An 18,099-nucleotide genomic window follows, 5' to 3' on the forward strand; every position below is an offset into this window, starting at 1 on the left:
GAGCAAGGCCGGCCCGGTCTGGACGGGCGAGGTGCGGTTCAACGAGCAATGGCTTGACCAGCCCCTGCGCTGGAAGCGGCCGCGGCGCATCTTCGTCGCCGCTCATGGCGACCTGTTTCATGAGGCCGTGCCGGACGAAGTGCTCGACGAGGTTTTCGCCATCATGGCGCTTTGCCCGCAGCACACATTCCAGGTGCTGACCAAGCGCAGCAAAAGGATGCGGGAATATCTGAGAGACCCCAATACGCCGTTCAGGGTCGCCGATATGGCGACGGTTGTTGGCCGTCATCTACCAGATGGACACCCAGGATGGCAGCGAGGCAATTGGCGGGCATCGCCAATAATCGGCTGCACTCAACCCGCAAATTGGCCTCTGACGAACGTCTGGATTGGCGTCTCCGTCGAGGACCAGACCCGCGCCGACGAGCGCATTCCCGACCTGCTCGCCACCCCGACCGCCATCCGCTTTGTCAGCGCCGAGCCGCTTCTCGGGCCGGTGGATTTTTTGGCGTTCCAGGAGGGAATCCCCGGGAATGAGTGGCTGACATGGCTTGATGGCATCGACTGGATAATCGTCGGCGGCGAAAGCGGCCCCGACGCACGGCCGATGCATCCGGATTGGGCGCGATCCATCCGCGACCAATGCGCCGCCGCCGGCACCGCTTTCTTCTTCAAACAATGGGGCGAATGGGCGCCGCAAGTGGGCGCCGTCGATGGCTGGAACATCGACGACAACCCGGAAATAAGCCGCTTTGACCACAGGGATTGGGAAGGCGGCCATTGGGGTGAACCTTATCGGCCTATGTGGTGCGACGAAGTCGATGACGACACAGTCTCCCGCATCGGCAAATCCCGCGCCGGCCGTCTTCTCGACGGCGTCGAGCACAACGCCATGCCGGAGGTGGCCCGGTGAACCGTTGCACAAACCTCATAAAGCGAGCGTTCATCGGCCTTGGCCGCGCCATATACGACGCCTTCCCTGTCTGCCTATGCGTCCTTGGCGGCGTCTTCTTCGGCATCTCCTTCCACGTTCCGGAAAATCATGATTCTGGAATGCTAGGCATGGCCCTTCTCGGCTTGGTTTGCTGTTCGACGGCGCTTTCTCTCGCCAGCGAGCGCGCGCGGGCGCGCGGATTTCTGGACGGGGCCGAAGCCCTCTTTCACCTGATAAACCGCGAATTCGCAAAGGACGACGGCCAATGACCGCCGCCCTTCCCGTGACGATCGATGCCGCCGCCACCCTTTGCCACCGGCGCAAGGTTGCCGACCGCCGCGTCAGGCTGGAGCTGCTGGTCGAGGATTACACGGTCGACGCGCAGGCCGCCTATGACGTCGGCGATCCGGGCCTCGGCAAGGCGCTCGAGCGCAACGCCGGCCGCATCCGCGCGAAAGCAAAATCGCTCAGCCGCCGCAACGACGGCCGCTGACGCACGCCGCCCCATCGGCATTTCCCCCTCGTTTCAGGAGGTCAATGCAATGTCTGATTTGCTCAAGATCGAGACCCCCGCCGGCGACCTGCGCAAGGTTCTGTCGCTGCTGTCGCGCATCCGGCTTCACAGGTCGAAAATCCCTGTTCTCGGCTGCGCGCTTGTCGAGGCGAAGGACAACGCGGTCACCCTGACCGTGACGGACCTTGGCGCCTGGCTGACGCTCAGCCTGCCGGCGCGCGTCCACGCGCCCGGCCGCGCGCTGCTGCCGTTCAACCTTGCCCGCATGCTTGTCGCCAATCACGCCGCCGGCACGCCCATCACCATCGAGCAGGCGGCCGGCGGCACCGAGCTGACGGTGAGCGACCCGGACGGCCGCACGACGCTGATCACACCACCGGTCAGTGACTTTCCCGAAGATAACCTTTCCACCAGGCCCGTGATCGGCACCTTGACGCTTGCCGACGAGGCAGCCTTTCGCGACAGGTTGAAACGGGCGCTGCGTGTCGTTTCGACCGAAGAGACGCGCTATTACCTCAACGGCGTCTGCCTGGACGTTGCCGAAGGCGCCGACAAGGTCAAGCTCGTATCGACCGACGGTCACCGGCTGATCGCCATCGATGCGGGGGCCGAATGGAGCCCGGCGGCGCAGGGTGAGATGGACCCGCCCGACCAGCTTTGCATCCTGCCGCGCATGATCGTCCCCGCATTGACGGCCATGCCCTTCGCCGGGCCGATCCTGCTGCGCGAGGGGGAGAATTTCGAAGTGCCGCTCGTCGGCGGCCGCATCATCACCAGCACGATCGATGGCAAGTTTCCGGACTGGCGCCGCGTCGTGCCGAAGTTCGGCGAACGGCAGCCGGACATGATCAGCTTCGACCGGGCCGAACTTCTGTCGGCGATGCGGCGTATCCCGTGGGGCCATAGATCGACGCGGATCGACATCGCTGTCGGCAAGGGCAAGGCGGTTCTTAGCTACAACAGCCGGCATGACCTCAGCGGCTTCCGGGTATTGTCCGTCGAGTCGTCCACAAAAACACCCGAGTGGTTTCACGCCTTTGACCGACAGCACCTCACGGAGGCCTGCCTCGCCTGCCGGGGAGATCTGCTGACACTCGAATGCACGGCCGGTGAGGAAGGCGCTCCAGTCCTCATCGCCTCTGACAGTGGCGTGGACTTCGTGCTGATGCCGATGCGCGGCGATCAGGACGAGGCCCTCGCGCTGCTGCGCTCCCTCACCGCCGAACAGCCCCGCGCCGCCGCCTGATCGCCCACCCCCACAACGGAAGGAAATTCCGATGTCAAATCACGGCGGCGTTGCCGCAGACCAGCTCCGCGCCTTTGTCGAGCGCATCGAGCGGCTGGAAGAAGAAAAGAAGGTCATCAGCGATGACATCAAGGACGTCTATGCCGAGGCCAAGGGCAACGGCTATGACGTCGCCGTGCTGCGCAAGGTGATCTCGCTGCGCAAGAAAAAGCCACATGAGCGCGAGGAAGAAGAAGCCGTGCTCGACCTCTACATACACGCGCTCGGCATGGCCGGCAGCGGCGAAGCGGAGGGCCGGGACAATGGCTGAGCCAAGCATCGAACAGGCCGAAAACTGCACGCCTGTCGATCATATCGACGAGGTTTCCCCGGTCTACCCGAAGCCGGATGACTGGATCCTGACGCGTGACGGCCGGCCCTATCTCAAGGGCGCGTCATGGGGTGCGTACGGTGATTGCTTCGACGAGGACGTCTTGCCGCTGGCGGAAGGCGACACGGTCGAGTTTTGTTTTGCCACCTCCGATGGCCGGACATTCATCACCATCCACGAGACGGCCCGGCAAGATGGCGGCACGGCCACCGCTGCGGATTTTGAGTTCGAGCGGTCAGGCGCGACCGGCAGTCTTTACTGGATCCCCGGAGATCCCGACACGATCAACGAAGACCCGGTCGAATTCATGCGCGAACAGCAAGACTACGACCCCTGGCACGACGACGGCGAGACGGTCGAGTTTGAGGCTTACACCCTCTTCAACCGATGGATGCGCCTGACCCGCACCGACGCCGGCGAATGGACGTTCCGGGAAATCGAACAGGAGGCGCCCCGCCAATGAACGCCCCCGTCAAAAACCCAGTCGCCGCAGCACGTCCACCCGTCTGGAAACAGATGGCGTCCGGCCGCATGGTCGACCTGGCGAACCTCAAGTCCCATGACGTCTATTTCCCGGACATCGTCGAGGCCCTTTGCAAGATCGCCAGGTTCGACGGCGCCACGCCGAACGTGGTCTACACCGTCGCCCAGCATTGCTGCCTGGCTTATGACGCAGCGTCCGAAGAGCGGGTGAAACCCTTCGCCCTGCTGCATGATTTTCATGAGGCCTATATCGGCGACATCACCACGCCGACAGCAAGGCTGCTGCAGGCGATGCATATCCACCCCGGCGAAATCGTGGGGCTGATCGGACGGGTGAAAGCCCATCTCGACACGGCGATCTTCGCCGCCGCCGGCATCCCGCCTTTTATCGACGTCGCCGCCTATCAGGACGTTGCCCGCCAGGTGCGGGCGATAGACGACGCGCTGCTCGCCACGGAACGGCGCGACCTTCTGGCGCCGGCGCAGGGCGCGGGCTGGCCGGAGCCGATGCAAAGGCCCCTGCCGACCCGCATCAGGCCATGGGGACAGGACAAGGGCCGCGAAGAGCTGCTCAAGCGCCTTAGCCTGATCGGCATCGACGGCAGGGGGTGAGCGGTGGCAAAGTCTTTACAACTGACCGATATTTCGGACGACGAGCCGGTTACCCTGGCCGAGGCGTGCCGCCTTTTTTTCGGCGGCAGGTTGTCGCCGTCAGCGTTGCGCACGGAAGCCGCGAAGGGCAATCTTGAGATCATGCAGATCGCCAGGAAGGACTTCGTCACCCGGCGCTCGATCGAGGAAATGAAACAGCGATGCCGCAGAAGCGCAAGCCGCCCCGACTCTGGCTCAGAACAGAAACCGACTCCAAGGGTCGAAAGCGGCAAAGCTGGATCATCAAGGACGGCAGTCGGAATATCCGCACAGGATGCCTTGCGGAACAAACTGAGCAGGCGGAGCAAGCCCTGCACGACTACCTCGCAGAAAAATACGAAGCCCCAAGGGGAGGTCGTGCCTCTGAAATCACGGTCGGAGATGTCCTGACCGTCTACCTTGACGAAAAATCGTCGGCCACCGCCCGGCCCCGCGAGACGGAACAGGCGATTGGCCGCCTGAACGAATTCTTCGGCGACAAGCCCCTGAGCGATATCAAGGGCAAGACATGCCGGGAATTCGCGGCGCACCGCGCGACGCAGGCCGGCGCCAGGCGCGACCTCGAGATCCTGCGCGCCGCGATCAGATACTATCACCGGGAATATGGCCTCGACGTCGTGCCCGCCCTGACGTTGCCGCAGAAAAGCACGCCGCGCGAGCGCTACCTGACGCGCTCGGAAGCGGCCCGCCTGTTGCTGGCCTGCATGGGATGGGAACGGGTATCCGAAGATCCTGACGCCCGCTGGCGTCGACGGCCATACCACCGGGGCAGCCATCTTGCTCGCCTGGTCCTCATCGGCCTCTACACTGGCACCCGGCCGGGCGCGATCAAGGCCCTGCAGTGGATGCGCAACACGACCGGCGGATGGGCCGACATGGAGCGGGGCGTCATATTCCGCCGCGCGGAGGGCGAACGCGTTGCCCACAACAAGCGCAAGCCGCCGGTCAAGATCGCCCGTCGCCTGTTGGCGCACATGGCACGGTGGAAGCGGATGGACGGTTGGGAGGCTGACCGCACGGGACTGCGCTATATCGTGCATTACTACGGCAAGCCCGTCGTCAAGGAGAACAAGGCCTTCCGATCGGCAATAGCAGCCGCCGGGCTTTCGGACGATGTCACACCCCACATTCTGCGCCACACACGCGGCACATGGCTCGCGCAGCGCAATGTGCCATCGAACGAAGCCGCAGCGTCCCTCGGGCTCACGGTCGAGGAATACGAGCGCACCTACCTGCACAACGATCCTGAATTCCAGAAATCCGCCGCCGACGCCTACTGACGTCGCGTTCTTCGCTTGATTTCTCGCTCGATAGCGTCGCGGATCATGTCCAGGCGCGCCTCGCCTTGCATGAGTACAGCATCGATTCGAGCGGTATCCCCCTCAGCGAGGGGGAGCCGCAGTTGCTCCGCCCATTGCTTTTTCCGTCCGCCGCGCCTGGGCACTTCCCGATCTGTCATGTTGACTTTCTATCATGTACACGGTACACGTTCAAACATGTACATGAATGAGGTGTTTTATGCCGCAGCATCGCAAGCCTCCGCGACTGCTATTGCGTAATGAGAAGACCGGAAAGACGTGGATTATCCGAGACAATGGGCGATCATTCAGAACTGGCTTTTCTGAGGGGGAAATCGATCTCGCAGAGGAACGATTGGCCCAATATGTCGCTGGAGAATACACACCCTCAAACACGAAGATAGCTTACGTCTACTATGTGACGGCCGCCCACTCGGTCGACTACCCGATAAAAATAGGGTTCACGGCCGGCGCCATGTCCATCCGACTGACACAGTTTCAGTTAGGGAACCCAAACGTGCTGGTTTGCTTGGCGACGGAGATTGGATCACAAGCCCTTGAGCGGGATCGCCACGCGCGCTTTCGGCATCTTCACATTCGTGGAGAGTGGTTTAGGCGTGATCCGTCTTTGATGGGCTTCATAGAGAGTATCCAGCCAACAGAGATCTATAAGTAAACAAACGGTGCGCGCGCACCGGCAACGCACCAAATCACGGAACATGAGCGGAACAAACGCGGTTCAGTTGGAATGAAATTCATTGATTTCTATGAGATTTTTGAGAGGCTCCCTTTTTCGGGACGAGGGGGTCGCAGGTTCGAATCCTGCCACTCCGACCATTTTTCCTCAAATAACTTATTGATATTTATTGGAATTTCGCATTCCTGCGATATTCCTGCAAAAAGCATGTTGTTACGCGCCAATGATTGGGCCAGTGTTTCGTTGTACAAGCATGGCACTTGAGTAATTGGTTTGGCCGGCAGCGGCCATGATTGCTTTCACATTGGGCAATGACGATTGCTCGATATGCCTCGCCTATGAAGGCTTGCGCTCCGACCCGGCAGCATAGCCGTGGCGACCTCATCGAATTTGGCCTCTTCTCGCGTGGCTTCCTGGAACCCGCAAATGGCGAAATTTTGATAGAAAATGGCGACGCCTTGCAAGGTAATTCTCCAATTGATCGGTTACACCCCAAAGAGGTAGCCGCAGCGGTTGGAGGACCACGCGGCCATCACCGGAAGGGGAGGACATGGAGGTCTTTTGGTTCATCGCCGGGAACTGGGCATCGATCGTCGAGTTGGCGCTTGAACACATCACCATTGTCGGTGTTGCTGTCGGCTTTGCTATAGTTGCGGGCGTTCCCATTGGCATCGCAATCACGCAGAACCAGTCGATTGCGAACGCCGTGCTTTATATCGCATCGATCATCGTCACGATTCCGTCGATTGCCCTGTTTGGCCTGATGATCCCGATCCTTTCGACGATCGGCCACGGCATCGGCTGGCTGCCGGCGGTGATAGCCATCCTCCTCTATTCGCTGCTGCCGATCATCCGCAACACCCATACAGCCATCACCAATGTCGACCCTGCCCTGCGCGAGGCTGCCCGCGGCATGGGAATGACCTCAATGCAGCGCCTGACACGGGTCGAGATCCCGATCGCCGTTCCGGTCATCATGGCCGGTGTACGCACGGCGGTCGTAATGAATATCGGCGTAGCGGCCATCGCCGCCTATATCGGTGCCGGCGGTCTCGGCGTGCTGATTTCGCGAGGCATCAGCCAGACTGACCCCCGCCAGCTCATTACCGGAGCCATAGCCGTCTCTCTTCTCGCGATTTTTGCCGATTGGACTTTGCTGAAGCTGCAAAAGCTTCTGACCCCCAGCGGCCTCACGCATTGAGCCGCTACGCGGCCAAATCCCCAGGGAACCGGATGATCCAGCTCGAAAATCTCACCAAAACGTTCGAAACACCCAGAGGCGTTGTGGTTGCGGCGGACAAGGTCAACATGACGGTGCCGACGGGCGAAATCTGCGTGCTGCTTGGTCCGTCGGGCTGCGGAAAGACCACCGCCCTCAAGATGATCAACCGGCTCATTCGACCGACGAGCGGCCGCATCCTGATTAACGGCGAGGACACTGCAGACAGGAACACGATCGAGTTGCGCCGCCAGATCGGCTACGTGATCCAGCAGATCGGCCTGTTCCCGAACATGACGGTGGAGGAAAACATCTGTGTCGTGCCGCGGATGCTTGGCTGGGAGGCCAAACCCGCAAAGGCCCGCGCAGCCGAACTCATCGATCTGGTCGGCCTTGATCCGCATCACTTCCTGTATCGCTACCCGAAGGAATTGTCCGGCGGCCAACAGCAGCGCATCGGTGTTATCCGAGCTCTCGCCGCCGACCCTCCTGTCATGCTCATGGACGAACCCTTCGGCGCCATCGATCCCATCAACAGGGAGATCATTCAAAACGAATTCCTGAAGATGCAGGCCACGCTGAAAAAGACGATCATGTTCGTCAGCCATGACATCGATGAAGCCGTCAAGATGGGCGACAAGATCGCCATTTTCAGGGGCGGCAGGATCGAGCAATACGATACGCCTGACCGGATCCTCTCCCATCCCGTCAATGCCTTCGTCGCCGATTTCGTCGGCGCGGACCGCACACTGAAAAGACTGCGCCTGGTCACCGCGGAGATGATAGCGGATCCGGGCACGCCGGCTGTAGCACGCGGCGCACGCCCGCAAGAGGCGCTGCAGGCCGCCAAGGCGCATGGCGGCCGGACCGTAATCGTGATCGACGCCAATCATCGCCCTGTCGCCTATGCAACCGTCGAAGAGCTTTCAGGCGCGCACGGCACTGTGGGCGACTTTGCCCATCCGCTCCCGGCCACGGTTCCGGCCCGGGCCGACCTGCGGGCGGTCGTTTCGGAAATGTTCGCCAACGACGTGATGTGGCTCGCCTGCACTGACGATCAGGGCCGGTTTGCCGGTGTTGTTACACAGCCTGCCGTGACCGCCATGCTCGGTCAGAGCAGCGGCCAGCCTTTGACAAACTGAATTTGGACAGGCGTGATGCAAAACATGTCGGGCATGAGCCGAATGCTAAGCCTGGTGATGGTTTTCGCCCTTGGAATCTGGGTTACCTCATCCGGACTGCTCAGCGAGATCGCTGTCTATGAAGAGGACATCCTCTATCTCCTGAAGCAACACATCATTTTGGTCGCTGCGTCGGGCGGCGCCGCGATACTGGTGGGAGTTCCGATCGGCATCTGGCTCTCACGGCCGATCATGGAACGCTCTGCCGAGATGATCATGCAGATCTTCAACGTCGGCACGACGATCCCGACCCTTGCGGTGATCGCCCTGTCGATGACCCTGCTCGGCATCGGCTTCGCCCCCGCCTTCTTCGGGCTGTTCGTCGCTTCGCTGCTGCCGATCGTCCGCAACACATATACCGGCCTTCTCGCCGTCCCGAGGCACCTCAAGGAGGCCGCGATCGGCATGGGCATGACCCCTGCGCAGATGCTGATACGGGTCGAGTTTCCGAACGCACTATATGTCGTGTTTTCAGGGATCAGGACCGCGCTTGCGGTCAACGTCGGTACCACGCCTCTGGCTTTCCTGATCGGTGGCGGCGGTCTTGGCGAACTGATCTTCACCGGCATCGATCTGATGGACACCGGCATGCTGCTCGCCGGTGCCGTGCCAACCGCGCTGCTGGCGGTTTTCGTCGATTTCGTGATGGGGCAGGCGCAACTGCATCTCGTCCCCAAAGGTGTGAACCCGCTGCGCTGAATGCGGCGTCGGAAGATACAAACAACAGGGAGAAAACAAAGTCATGATGAAATATCTCAAGATCGCCGTTACCGGGATGGCACTTTGGGGGGCCGCCTCCGCTGCCCAGGCAACCGAGATCGTGGTTGGCGGCAAGAACTTCACCGAACAACAGTTGCTATCGTCGATTACCGAGCAGTTGCTGGAGGCCAAGGGCTATACCGTTGAAAACCGGGCCGGCATGGGCTCTGCTGCGGTCCGGCAGGCAACCGAAAGCGGCCAGATCCACATTTACTGGGAATACACCGGCACTTCGCTCATCACCTATAACAAGGTCACGGAAAAACTCGACGCGGACGAGACCTATGAACGGGTGAAAGAGCTGGACGCTGAAAAAGGCATCGTCTGGCTGAATGCGTCGGACGCCAACAACACCTATGCCCTTGCCATGCGCAAGAGCGATGCCGAAGAACGAGGCATCAAGACGCTCTCCGACCTTGCGGCCAAGATCAATTCGGGTGAAAGCCTGACCTTCGGCAGCAACGCCGAATTCTATGCCCGCCCGGATGGCCTGAAGCCTATGCAGGAAGCCTATGGCTATGAGTTCGGCCGGGAAAACGTCAAGCGCATGGATTCCGGCCTTGTCTATCAGGCACTGCGCGATGCCCAGGTCGACATTGGTCTCGTATTCGCAACCGACGGCCGCATTCCGGCCTTTGATTTCGTGGTGCTTACTGACGACAAAGGCTATTTCCCTGCCTATGCGCTTGCGCCGGTGATCCGCAAGGAAATCCTCGACGCAAACCCCGAACTGGCCGACCTGCTCAATGCGGTTTCGGGGAAACTTGATGACTCCGTCATGGCCTCCCTCAACGCCAGGGTCGATGTGGACAAGGTATCGATCGAAAATGTCGCAGCGGAATTTCTGAAGGAAAGCGGTCTGCTCTGATTGCCAAAAAGGGGCGCGGGACGGCCGCGCCCCTTCACTTCGAAAGGCTCTTCAATGTCCGCGCGCAAGATCAAGGTTGGTGCAGCACAGATTGCCAGCGAAATCGGCGATGTCGACGCCAATATTGAGCGTCATCTCGAATGGATCGGGCGCGGCCGCGAGCAGGGTCTCGACCTGCTCGTCATGCCGGAACTCTCGCTGACCGGGCATTACGGCCCGGAGCGGCTGCTGGACGCCGCCATGAAACGCAGCGACCCGCGCCTGAAAATGCTGGCCGAAGCGGCGGGCGACATGTCGGTCGTGATCGGCTTTATCGAGGAAGGCGCGGCGGCGCAGTTTTACAACTCGGCCGCTATGTTGCATGCGGGCCGGATGGTGCACCTGCACCGCAAGGTCAACCTGCCTACCTATGGCAAGCTGGAGGAAGGCAAGTACTATGCCTCCGGTCGATTTGTCGAAACGCACAATCTCGATGAAGACTGGTGCGCGGGGCTGCTGATCTGCGCCGACGTCTGGAATCCCGCCCTGACCCATCTGGCTTTTCTGCATGGCGCAACGCTCTTGCTCTGCCCGGTAAGCTCCGGGATCGAGGCTGTGGGGATCGATTTCGATAACCCGAGTGGCTGGGCACTGACGATGCGCTTCTATTCCATGATGTATGGCGCCCCCGCGATCATGGTAAACCGCACGGGCACCGAACGGGAGCTGACCTTCTGGGGCGGGTCGCGCATAGTCGACCCCTTCGGCAAGGAACTCGCCGTCGCGGGTTCCGGGGAAGAATTGATCTCCGCCACCCTGGACTTCGAGACAGTGCGAAAGGCGCGTCATCTCCTCCCGACGGTACGCGACAGCAATCTCGCCCTGGTCATGCGGGAAACCACCCGGTTGATCGGCAAGATCGGTGTTCCCGACTTCGTTCGAAACGACAGCTGAGGTCGAGTGCCCACCCTGGCTCACGGACCCAGTTGATATCCGAGCGTACTGGAGCAGCCACGGCGCCGGCGGAGAGAGGCATTGCCATGCATTGCGAATTCACGGATTTCCTGCATGACCTGACTTATGACGACCTGACCCCTCAGTTGAAGGGCGTCGCAAAGGGCTGGCTACTGGATCTCGTCGCGGTCGCGGCATGTGCGACTGATACCGCGCTCTCGCGGATCATCAGGGATCATGCTGCAGATCATTTTGGAGCCGGGACACGCACTGCCACCATGCTGTTCGATGGCCGGCGCGTCAGTCCAGCAGGAGCGGCGCTGGCCGGGGGAATGACCATCGACGCCATCGACGCACATGACGGCCACAAGCTGACTAAGGGTCATGTCGGCTGCGGTGTCTTGCCGGCGCTGCTGGCCTTCTGTGAAGCGGAGAATATCGATGACGGGGGCGATTTCCTTGCCAGCCTCGTGCTGGGCTACGAGATCGGCACCCGCGCCGGGATCGCATTGCATCGTATGGCCTGCGACTATCACACCTCAGGCGCCTGGGTTGCGGTGGCGGCGGCGGCTCTTGGCGCGCGTGCGCTGCGGCTGGATGCGGCCAGGACCCGCGAAGCCGTCGGCATTGCGGAATATCATGGGCCGCGCAGCCAGATGATGCGCTGTATCGATCATCCGACGATGCTAAAGGACGGATCGGGCTGGGGCTCCATGGCCGGTGTGTCGGCAGCCTATTTGGCGGCAGCGGGGTTCACCGGGGCACCTGCGATCACGGTTTACGGCGAGGACGTCTCGGATCTCTGGTCGGACTTCGGCCAGCGCTGGCGCATTCTGGAGCAGTATTTCAAGCCCTACCCCGTTTGCCGCTGGGCCCAGCCGTCCGTCCAAGCCGTACTCGATTTGCGCACGCGTCATGGTTTGACTTCCGAGGCGGTCGAGCGCATCGAAATCAAGACCTTCCACGAAGCCATCCGCCTGGCTGTGCGGCATCCCCGCACGACGGAGGAGGCGCAGTATTCGACCGCCTTTCCCGTCGCCTCGGCTCTCGTCCGCGGCCACATGGGTCCGGCGGAAGTTGCGGAGAGAAGCTTCCGCGATCCCGAGATCAACCGCTTGGCTGATACGATCACCTTCACTGAAACCGAGGCTTTCAATCTGGCCTTTCCTGCTCGTCGTTTCTCCGACGTGACGCTTTACCTTGGAGACGGGCGAATGGTCTCCTCAGGCCCGACCGAAGCCATAGGCGACCCGGAAGTTCCGGTATCCACGGACGCCATTCGTCTGAAATACAAGGAATATACTCATCCGGTTCTCGGTGCCGATCGTGCCTGCGCAATCGAGACCTGCATCGACAGCCTGGCTTCCGGGACGGGGTTGCGCAGCCTGTTCGGCCTTATCCTTGCGCCGGCCGCCGATGCGCCTCTTCAGCGTGATTGTGCCTGAGGCATCGGCCCTTCCGGAATATGCGCAAGCCGGAACCCGGCAATCAATGTCTGTCGGCCCTGCGCCGTTCTTCGCCGGGACTGAGGCCGAATGTGCGCTTGTAGGCGCTGCCCATATGCGAGGCGGATACGAAGCCGCAGCGCAGCGCAATTGAAACGATGGGTTCCGTGCTTTCCCTGAGCAATCGGCGCGCTTCCTTGAGTCGAACGGACACGTAAAACCGTTGCGGCGTCATTCCGAAATGTTGGAGCCAGAGACGTTCCATATGCCTTAAAGAAAGACTGCTTTGCCTGGCGATCTCTCCGATCTCGATCAGGTTTTCGAGATTTTCCTCCATGCAGGCAATCGCGGCATTGATCCGCTGATCATGAACGCCGTAACGCCACTGGATTTCCATGCGCTGCTGCTCTTGCGCTCCCCGGATCCGGCTGTGCATGAACTGATCGGCAACATCCGCGGCCAACTGACCGTTGTAGTCGCTGGAGATCTGATCCAGCATCATGTCAACCGCCGCGATCCCGCCCGCGCAAGTCCAGCGATTGCGATCGCGCACATAGATTTCGCGACATACCTGTATCGTGGGAAATTCCTCGGAGAACTGGCGCAGCGACTCCCAGTGCAATGTACAGCGATACCCCGACAACAACCCCGCCCGGGCCAGCACGAATGTACCCGTGCTAAGCGCGCCGAGTGCCTTGCCGCCAACCGCGAGGCGTTTCAGGAAATTCGTGACCTTCTTGTCGTGCAGCTTCTCGATGTCCAGGCTTGCAACGATCACGACACGGTCGAGTGCCGGTGCATTCTCAAGAGATTGCGTCTGCAGGTCGAATCCGCTGCTCGAAGTCACCGCGCCCCCTTCCGGGGACAGAATATGCCACGCGTAGAGGTTCTTTCCCGCGAGCCGGTTCGCCGCCCTCAGAGGCTCGCTGGCCGAGGCAAAGGCCATCATCGAGAAATTCGGGAACAGAATAAACCCGATGCGTTTCGGCCCCTCGGAAAAAACTGTGGTCTCCTCCGGAGCAGCGCGCCGGTCTTGTATCGAACTCGACATTCGCTCATTCGTTTCGGTCGGTGACTGGCATTCACTGACGACCCGTCACGGCGCATCATTTTCAACCAAAGAAACCTGAATACAACCCCGTGCCTGCCCTCGGGATTGCCGAATGCAGGACCTGGGGCACGAATCCCGGATGTAGATCGGCCCCGGACTGCGGATTGCATCCAGATCAGGCGCAATGTGCGCGAATACCATGATCGATATTATCGATGAGCGACTTGAAGATGACGTGATCAGCCATCAACTGTTGGCCATGCTCCATCCCTGCTACGAGCAAGGCGCTTTCGCCCTTCTCGCCGGGATAGACCTTGTGCAGGCGAACCGATTCCGACGGCATATGCAGGGTGTTGTCCGCACCATGGACAATCAATGCAGGCGGAAACCTGCCGGAAACCGCAGAGAGGTCAGCTTCGGGATCGAAATTCACGGAAGACTTGTAGGACTTTGCGCTTACATGGCTGCAGCCTGGCCAACGGTCCACTCCGCCCGCTTCCGTGTAATTTCCAAGCTGCTCATCCACATAAGCCTGGGTCGCCGGATCGAGGGGATAATAGCCGAGCTTTGTCGCCTCGGTGCCGGTATCGAAGGGCGGGATCGGGGCGTCGTCCGCGAGCCCCGCGATCGCGACGTGAGCTGCGACCGCATCAGCACGCAAATTCTGCAGGGCGCTGAGACGCGTGTAGCACATCGGCACAAAATAGCTGATCTGTTCGCCGCCAGCGCGCGCCAGATCCAGCACGGCGGCGAGGCTGGCAACCGAGCCCATCGCCCAGGACGCGACCGCGGGCATGGCGCCGAAACGGTTCTTCGTCCAGGCGACCAGGGCCAGCAATTCTATCTTCTGATCCTCCAGACTTACGTTCGTGATTGTCAGGTCGCCGGACTTGTAGGTATTCCGGGCTCCCTTGTTCGTGAAGAACCCCGAAACGTCATAGGTGGTTACGGAGTAGCCGCGTTGCGCCAAGGCGTTGCCAAAAAGCTGGCCATACATGGATACGCCTCCGGTAAAGCCCGAATTGAAGACGACCGGCGGGAGGGCCTTGGCCTCTTCGCTGAGCCTGGCCGGGCGGAACACGCGCCCGCGCAGCTCGATGGTTCCATCGGCATAGGTCACCGGAAAGGTGAAATCTTCTTGTACTACCTCGGTCATCGTCTTGCTTTCTTGGATTGGGGCCCGTTTTGGATCAGGAAAGACCATCGCGCGCGCGCCATGCCGAAACGCATCGGCGGAAAGGCTGGTGCGCCGCGCCGCCAGGTCGGAAAGGCGTGCGACGAAATCAAGGGCGGAAAGCGGTGTGAAAGTGTCGGCAAAAGGCCGGCCCGATTGATCCTTGCCGACATGCGGCCCGTCGCTGGCCTGCAGCAGCAGCTTGTCCGTCCCAAGCTCATCGACGATGCGAAGGACGAAAGGCAAAACAGCCTCGGGGTCTAGCCCGGTTCGATAGCCGGGCCCTTTGAAGGCGACGTTGCCCCGCCTTTTCGCCTCTTGCATCAAAGCGACATAAACGGGGTCGTCCGCTCCGCGTTCGGGCTGACAGGTGCCCAGATGATCAATGACCGTCCTTACGGTTTCAGGCACCTGCCTGAGAACCTTCAGATTGACTTCCGGATCCTGGGCATAGATGTGCAGATGCTGGTCGGCCCGCAGCCGCCCGAACAAATCGCGCCACGCCGGCGTCGCATAGGCATGCTCGCCCACGGCATGCGGACGCGCGTCGTGCAGCACGATGCGGATCCCCTTTACCTGGGGATGCGCCAGCCGCTCGGCCGTCGCATAGTCCGGCTCGGCCAAGATGGTTCCGAAAAGCTCGATTCCGCCATAGCGGGAGGGATTCTGGGCCTGCAGTCTCGCCAGTTCGTCGAAGGAGGCGAAGACGTTTTCCGATTCCGGCAGGATGCTCAAATGCACGTTGTTGACCAGGGCCGGTTTGATACCGGCATCGATCAGGGTATCGAGGTAGGCGGTCAGCGAATGGGCCGACGGCAATCTATAGGGTAGCTGTCCTGAAACCCGCGCCAGATCGTCGGCAGTGAAAAAGTGCACATGTGCGTCGATTATTTGTGACGTCTGGGCCATGTTCCGAAATCCCGCGTTGTGGCGCGAGAATATCGGTTTCAGGACTTGCTGCGTCCAAGCAGTCCGACGACTACTATCATTAGGTCGCCATATCGACGAAACGTCCTGTAGATTCCCTAGCGGAAGAACGAGCTCGGCAAGACTGCCGTCCGCGCCCGGGTACCAGGGACAGGCGGCTGCGGCATGTAGCGGCAATGAGCGAAAAAAATCCCGCCTCGCTTGTGGCTCGGCGGGAAAAAGTGACATTCGCTGAAAATCGCTGACCTCGGAAAAGGTCAGGACGCCCAACAGTTTTTCCATTCGCCTGATTTGTCAACGGCAAAATTGAATGGCCGGGAGCGAACGATTGTCCCAAGATGACGTGCATTTGATACGTAACGTAATTTCGCAGATTTTCCTGCCATCCGCTTGATCGGGAATCCGTATGTCCTTCAAGCGTTTGCAGAAGGAGCAAAGCCGGTGGCGATAGGCGGCCGGAATGTCGCGAAAGGATCAGGTCCGATGCGTTTCCTGAAGCACGCAGCCCTTCTCTTTCTCATATTGCCGGCGGCCGTTTCAGATCCCGCGCATGCAAGGCCCGACACGCGTCAGATGACCTGCGCCCAGGCGCAGGCGCTCGTCAAGAAGCAGGGTGCGGTCGTCATGTCGACCGGCCAATATACCTACAACCGCTTCGTTTCGACGCTTCGCTATTGCGATCGCTCGCAGCAGCTTGCGCCGCTCTACGCGCCGACGCGCGACACGCCGCAATGCTTCGTCGCCTATTATTGCAAGGACATCTACAGGCCGAACCGCTGAAGCGCTACGCCATCGCGAGGTCTAGCCCGCGGCGCGGCCAAGCTGGGGAGCCGTCTGCCAACCGAGATCCGGCATGGAGACGACGCGGTTGCCGCGCATGTCGCTGGCGCAGACGATGAAGCCGCGCTCTTCGAGATGGGTCAGCAGCCACCGCGCGCGACCAAGCGACCGCGTTCCGTAGGCGCGCGCAATCGCTTCGTCGGAGGGGCACGGCTCGGCACGCGCGGCCGCACCGGCGATGAGCAGGAACACGCCGCGCATGTCCTGCGGCACGCTTTCGGCGATGAACTCCGCCTTCGCCCATTCCCCGGTGTCGATCTCCTGCTGGTCGACGCCCGCGCGCGCGAAAGCCACCAATTCTCGAAAGGCCTGGAGATCGGGAACCTGCCCGGGAATGCGCGCGATCCGCAGCCGGACCTGGAAATCCTGGTAGAGCGCGGCGATAGGCTGGAAGGCCGCCTCGGGCTCCGCCATGAGATCCGTCATCACCTTCTGGATCGCCGCATCGCGCTCGGGATCGTCCACCGTTTCGGCAAGCGCGAGATCGGGTTCCCGATCCCGCCCCGACGCGTGGCGATTGAGACGTTCGAGAATATCGCCGGTCACGACAGGCGGTGCAGGTTTGCGTTCGACGAATATCCTCTCGCTCTCGGTTGCCGGCTGGAAAAGCAGTTCCTGGACGTTCTCCGCCGGCGTTTCGGGCAATGGAGTGAGCTTCGGCCCTCCTCCGCGACCCGTGGTCTCGACGGTACCGATCGTCACCTTCACCGGACGCCGGTAGAGCGCCGGCCCGAGGGCCACGAAATGGCCGCGGCCGAGATCGCGGAAGGTCTCCGCCTGGCGTTTTTCCATGCCAAGCAGGTCGGCGGCGCGCGCCATGTCGATATCGAGGAAAGTGCGCCCCATCAGGAAGTTGGAGGCCTCGGCCGCCACGTTCTTGGCAAGCTTCGCCAGACGCTGGGTCGCGATGATGCCGGCAAGACCCCGCTTGCGGCCCCGGCACATCAGGTTGGTCATGGCGCCCAATGAGGCGCGACGCGCCTCCTCCGCGGCTTCGCCGGAAGCTGAGGGCGCGAAAAGCTGGGCTTCGTCCACCACCACCAGCATCGGATACCAGTAGTCCCGGTCGGCATCGAACAACGCGTTCAGAAAGACCGCCGCCGCCTTCATCTGACGGTCGGGTTCCAGCCCCTCGAGGTTGAGGATGGTGGAGACGCGATGCTGCCGCACCCGGGCGCCGATGATCGCCAGGTCGCGCTCGGCGCCGGCCGCATCGATCACCACATGGCCGAAGCGCTCGGACAGGGTGACGAAATCGCCTTCTGGATCGATGATGCATTGCTGCACCCAGGGGGCGCTCTGCTCAAGCAGCCGGCGCAGCAGGTGCGACTTGCCGGAACCGGAATTGCCCTGCACCAACAGGCGGGTGGCGAGCAGTTCCTCCAGATCCATCTCGGCGGTTTCCCCGCTGGATGTCCGGCCCATGTCGATCCTGATCGTCATTGCGTGATGCGTGTTCCAAAAAGCAATAGCTCCGGACCTTGGACGATTCGCATCGTCACTTCAAAG

18 protein-coding genes are annotated in these 18,099 nt (G+C 61.2%); 15 read left to right on the plus strand and 3 right to left on the minus strand.

The annotated features are described in order from the left end of the window. The 14 genes from H2509_RS13620 to H2509_RS13680 all read left to right on the plus strand — a co-directional run. Window positions 1-913, plus strand: a 913-nt coding sequence (locus tag H2509_RS13620; RefSeq protein WP_182166149.1) for a phage Gp37/Gp68 family protein, incomplete at its 5' end; no start/stop codon positions are given. A gap of 286 nt (window positions 914-1,199) precedes the next feature. Then, window positions 1,200-1,427 (plus strand): hypothetical protein, encoded by a 228-nt coding sequence (locus H2509_RS13625; protein WP_182166151.1) that lies wholly within the window; start codon window positions 1,200-1,202, stop codon window positions 1,425-1,427. 49 nt (window positions 1,428-1,476) lie between these two features. Continuing rightward, window positions 1,477-2,694, plus strand: coding sequence for a DNA polymerase III subunit beta (locus H2509_RS13630; RefSeq protein WP_182166153.1), 1,218 nt, complete (start codon window positions 1,477-1,479; stop codon window positions 2,692-2,694). Between the two features lie 31 nt (window positions 2,695-2,725). Then, window positions 2,726-3,004: a DUF2312 domain-containing protein gene (locus H2509_RS13635; protein ID WP_182166155.1), complete on the plus strand. Its 279-nt coding sequence runs from the start codon at window positions 2,726-2,728 to the stop codon at window positions 3,002-3,004. Next, window positions 2,997-3,527, plus strand: coding sequence for a hypothetical protein (locus H2509_RS13640; RefSeq protein ID WP_182166157.1), 531 nt, complete (start codon window positions 2,997-2,999; stop codon window positions 3,525-3,527). Before H2509_RS13635 ends, H2509_RS13640 begins: the two co-directional genes overlap by 8 nt. Continuing rightward, the gene (locus H2509_RS13645; protein ID WP_182166159.1) at window positions 3,524-4,159 is read left to right on the plus strand and encodes a hypothetical protein; all 636 of its coding nucleotides are present in this window, start codon (window positions 3,524-3,526) and stop codon (window positions 4,157-4,159) included. The genes H2509_RS13640 and H2509_RS13645 overlap by 4 nt, the downstream gene beginning before the upstream one ends. Before the next feature lie 200 nt (window positions 4,160-4,359). Next, entirely contained in the window at window positions 4,360-5,478 is a 1,119-nt protein-coding gene (locus tag H2509_RS13650; RefSeq protein WP_182166161.1) for a tyrosine-type recombinase/integrase, read from the plus strand. 238 nt (window positions 5,479-5,716) lie between these two features. After that, window positions 5,717-6,172 (plus strand): GIY-YIG nuclease family protein, encoded by a 456-nt coding sequence (locus H2509_RS21265; RefSeq protein ID WP_408022678.1) that lies wholly within the window; start codon window positions 5,717-5,719, stop codon window positions 6,170-6,172. Between the two features lie 571 nt (window positions 6,173-6,743). After that, complete coding sequence (locus tag H2509_RS13655; protein WP_182166163.1) at window positions 6,744-7,394, plus strand: ABC transporter permease; 651 nt, start codon at window positions 6,744-6,746, stop codon at window positions 7,392-7,394. Window positions 7,395-7,426: 32 nt separating this feature from the next. Beyond that, window positions 7,427-8,554 (plus strand): ABC transporter ATP-binding protein, encoded by a 1,128-nt coding sequence (locus tag H2509_RS13660; protein ID WP_182166165.1) that lies wholly within the window; start codon window positions 7,427-7,429, stop codon window positions 8,552-8,554. A 33-nt stretch (window positions 8,555-8,587) separates the two neighbouring features. Beyond that, on the plus strand, window positions 8,588-9,292 hold the full coding sequence (locus H2509_RS13665; protein ID WP_235974936.1) for an ABC transporter permease: 705 nt from the start codon (window positions 8,588-8,590) through the stop codon (window positions 9,290-9,292). A 43-nt stretch (window positions 9,293-9,335) separates the two neighbouring features. Beyond that, window positions 9,336-10,220, plus strand: a complete 885-nt coding sequence (locus H2509_RS13670) for a glycine betaine ABC transporter substrate-binding protein (protein ID WP_235974939.1) — start codon at window positions 9,336-9,338, stop codon at window positions 10,218-10,220. A 54-nt stretch (window positions 10,221-10,274) separates the two neighbouring features. After that, the gene (locus H2509_RS13675; RefSeq protein ID WP_182166167.1) at window positions 10,275-11,153 is read left to right on the plus strand and encodes a nitrilase-related carbon-nitrogen hydrolase; all 879 of its coding nucleotides are present in this window, start codon (window positions 10,275-10,277) and stop codon (window positions 11,151-11,153) included. Window positions 11,154-11,239: 86 nt separating this feature from the next. Next, window positions 11,240-12,598 (plus strand): MmgE/PrpD family protein, encoded by a 1,359-nt coding sequence (locus tag H2509_RS13680; RefSeq protein WP_182166169.1) that lies wholly within the window; start codon window positions 11,240-11,242, stop codon window positions 12,596-12,598. Window positions 12,599-12,641: 43 nt separating this feature from the next. Here H2509_RS13680 and H2509_RS13685 read toward each other — a convergent pair whose 3' ends face one another. Beyond that, window positions 12,642-13,649, minus strand: a complete 1,008-nt coding sequence (locus H2509_RS13685; RefSeq protein WP_209001959.1) for a GlxA family transcriptional regulator — start codon at window positions 13,647-13,649, stop codon at window positions 12,642-12,644. A 175-nt stretch (window positions 13,650-13,824) separates the two neighbouring features. Then, window positions 13,825-16,032: an amidohydrolase family protein gene (locus H2509_RS20745; protein ID WP_209001960.1), complete on the minus strand. Its 2,208-nt coding sequence runs from the start codon at window positions 16,030-16,032 to the stop codon at window positions 13,825-13,827. Between the two features lie 201 nt (window positions 16,033-16,233). Between H2509_RS20745 and H2509_RS13695 the strand changes: the two genes are divergently transcribed. Then, the gene (locus H2509_RS13695; protein ID WP_182166171.1) at window positions 16,234-16,530 is read left to right on the plus strand and encodes a hypothetical protein; all 297 of its coding nucleotides are present in this window, start codon (window positions 16,234-16,236) and stop codon (window positions 16,528-16,530) included. Window positions 16,531-16,551: 21 nt separating this feature from the next. Here the strand turns inward: H2509_RS13695 and H2509_RS13700 are convergent, their stop codons facing one another. Continuing rightward, window positions 16,552-18,033 carry an ATP-binding protein gene (locus H2509_RS13700; RefSeq protein ID WP_182166173.1) on the minus strand — a complete coding sequence of 494 codons (1,482 nt, stop codon included), beginning with the start codon at window positions 18,031-18,033 and terminating at the stop codon, window positions 16,552-16,554. Window positions 18,034-18,099: the final 66 nt, after the last annotated feature.

The organism is Stappia albiluteola, assembly GCF_014050225.1.
GTDB classification, from domain to species: Bacteria; Pseudomonadota; Alphaproteobacteria; order Rhizobiales; family Stappiaceae; genus Hongsoonwoonella; species Hongsoonwoonella albiluteola.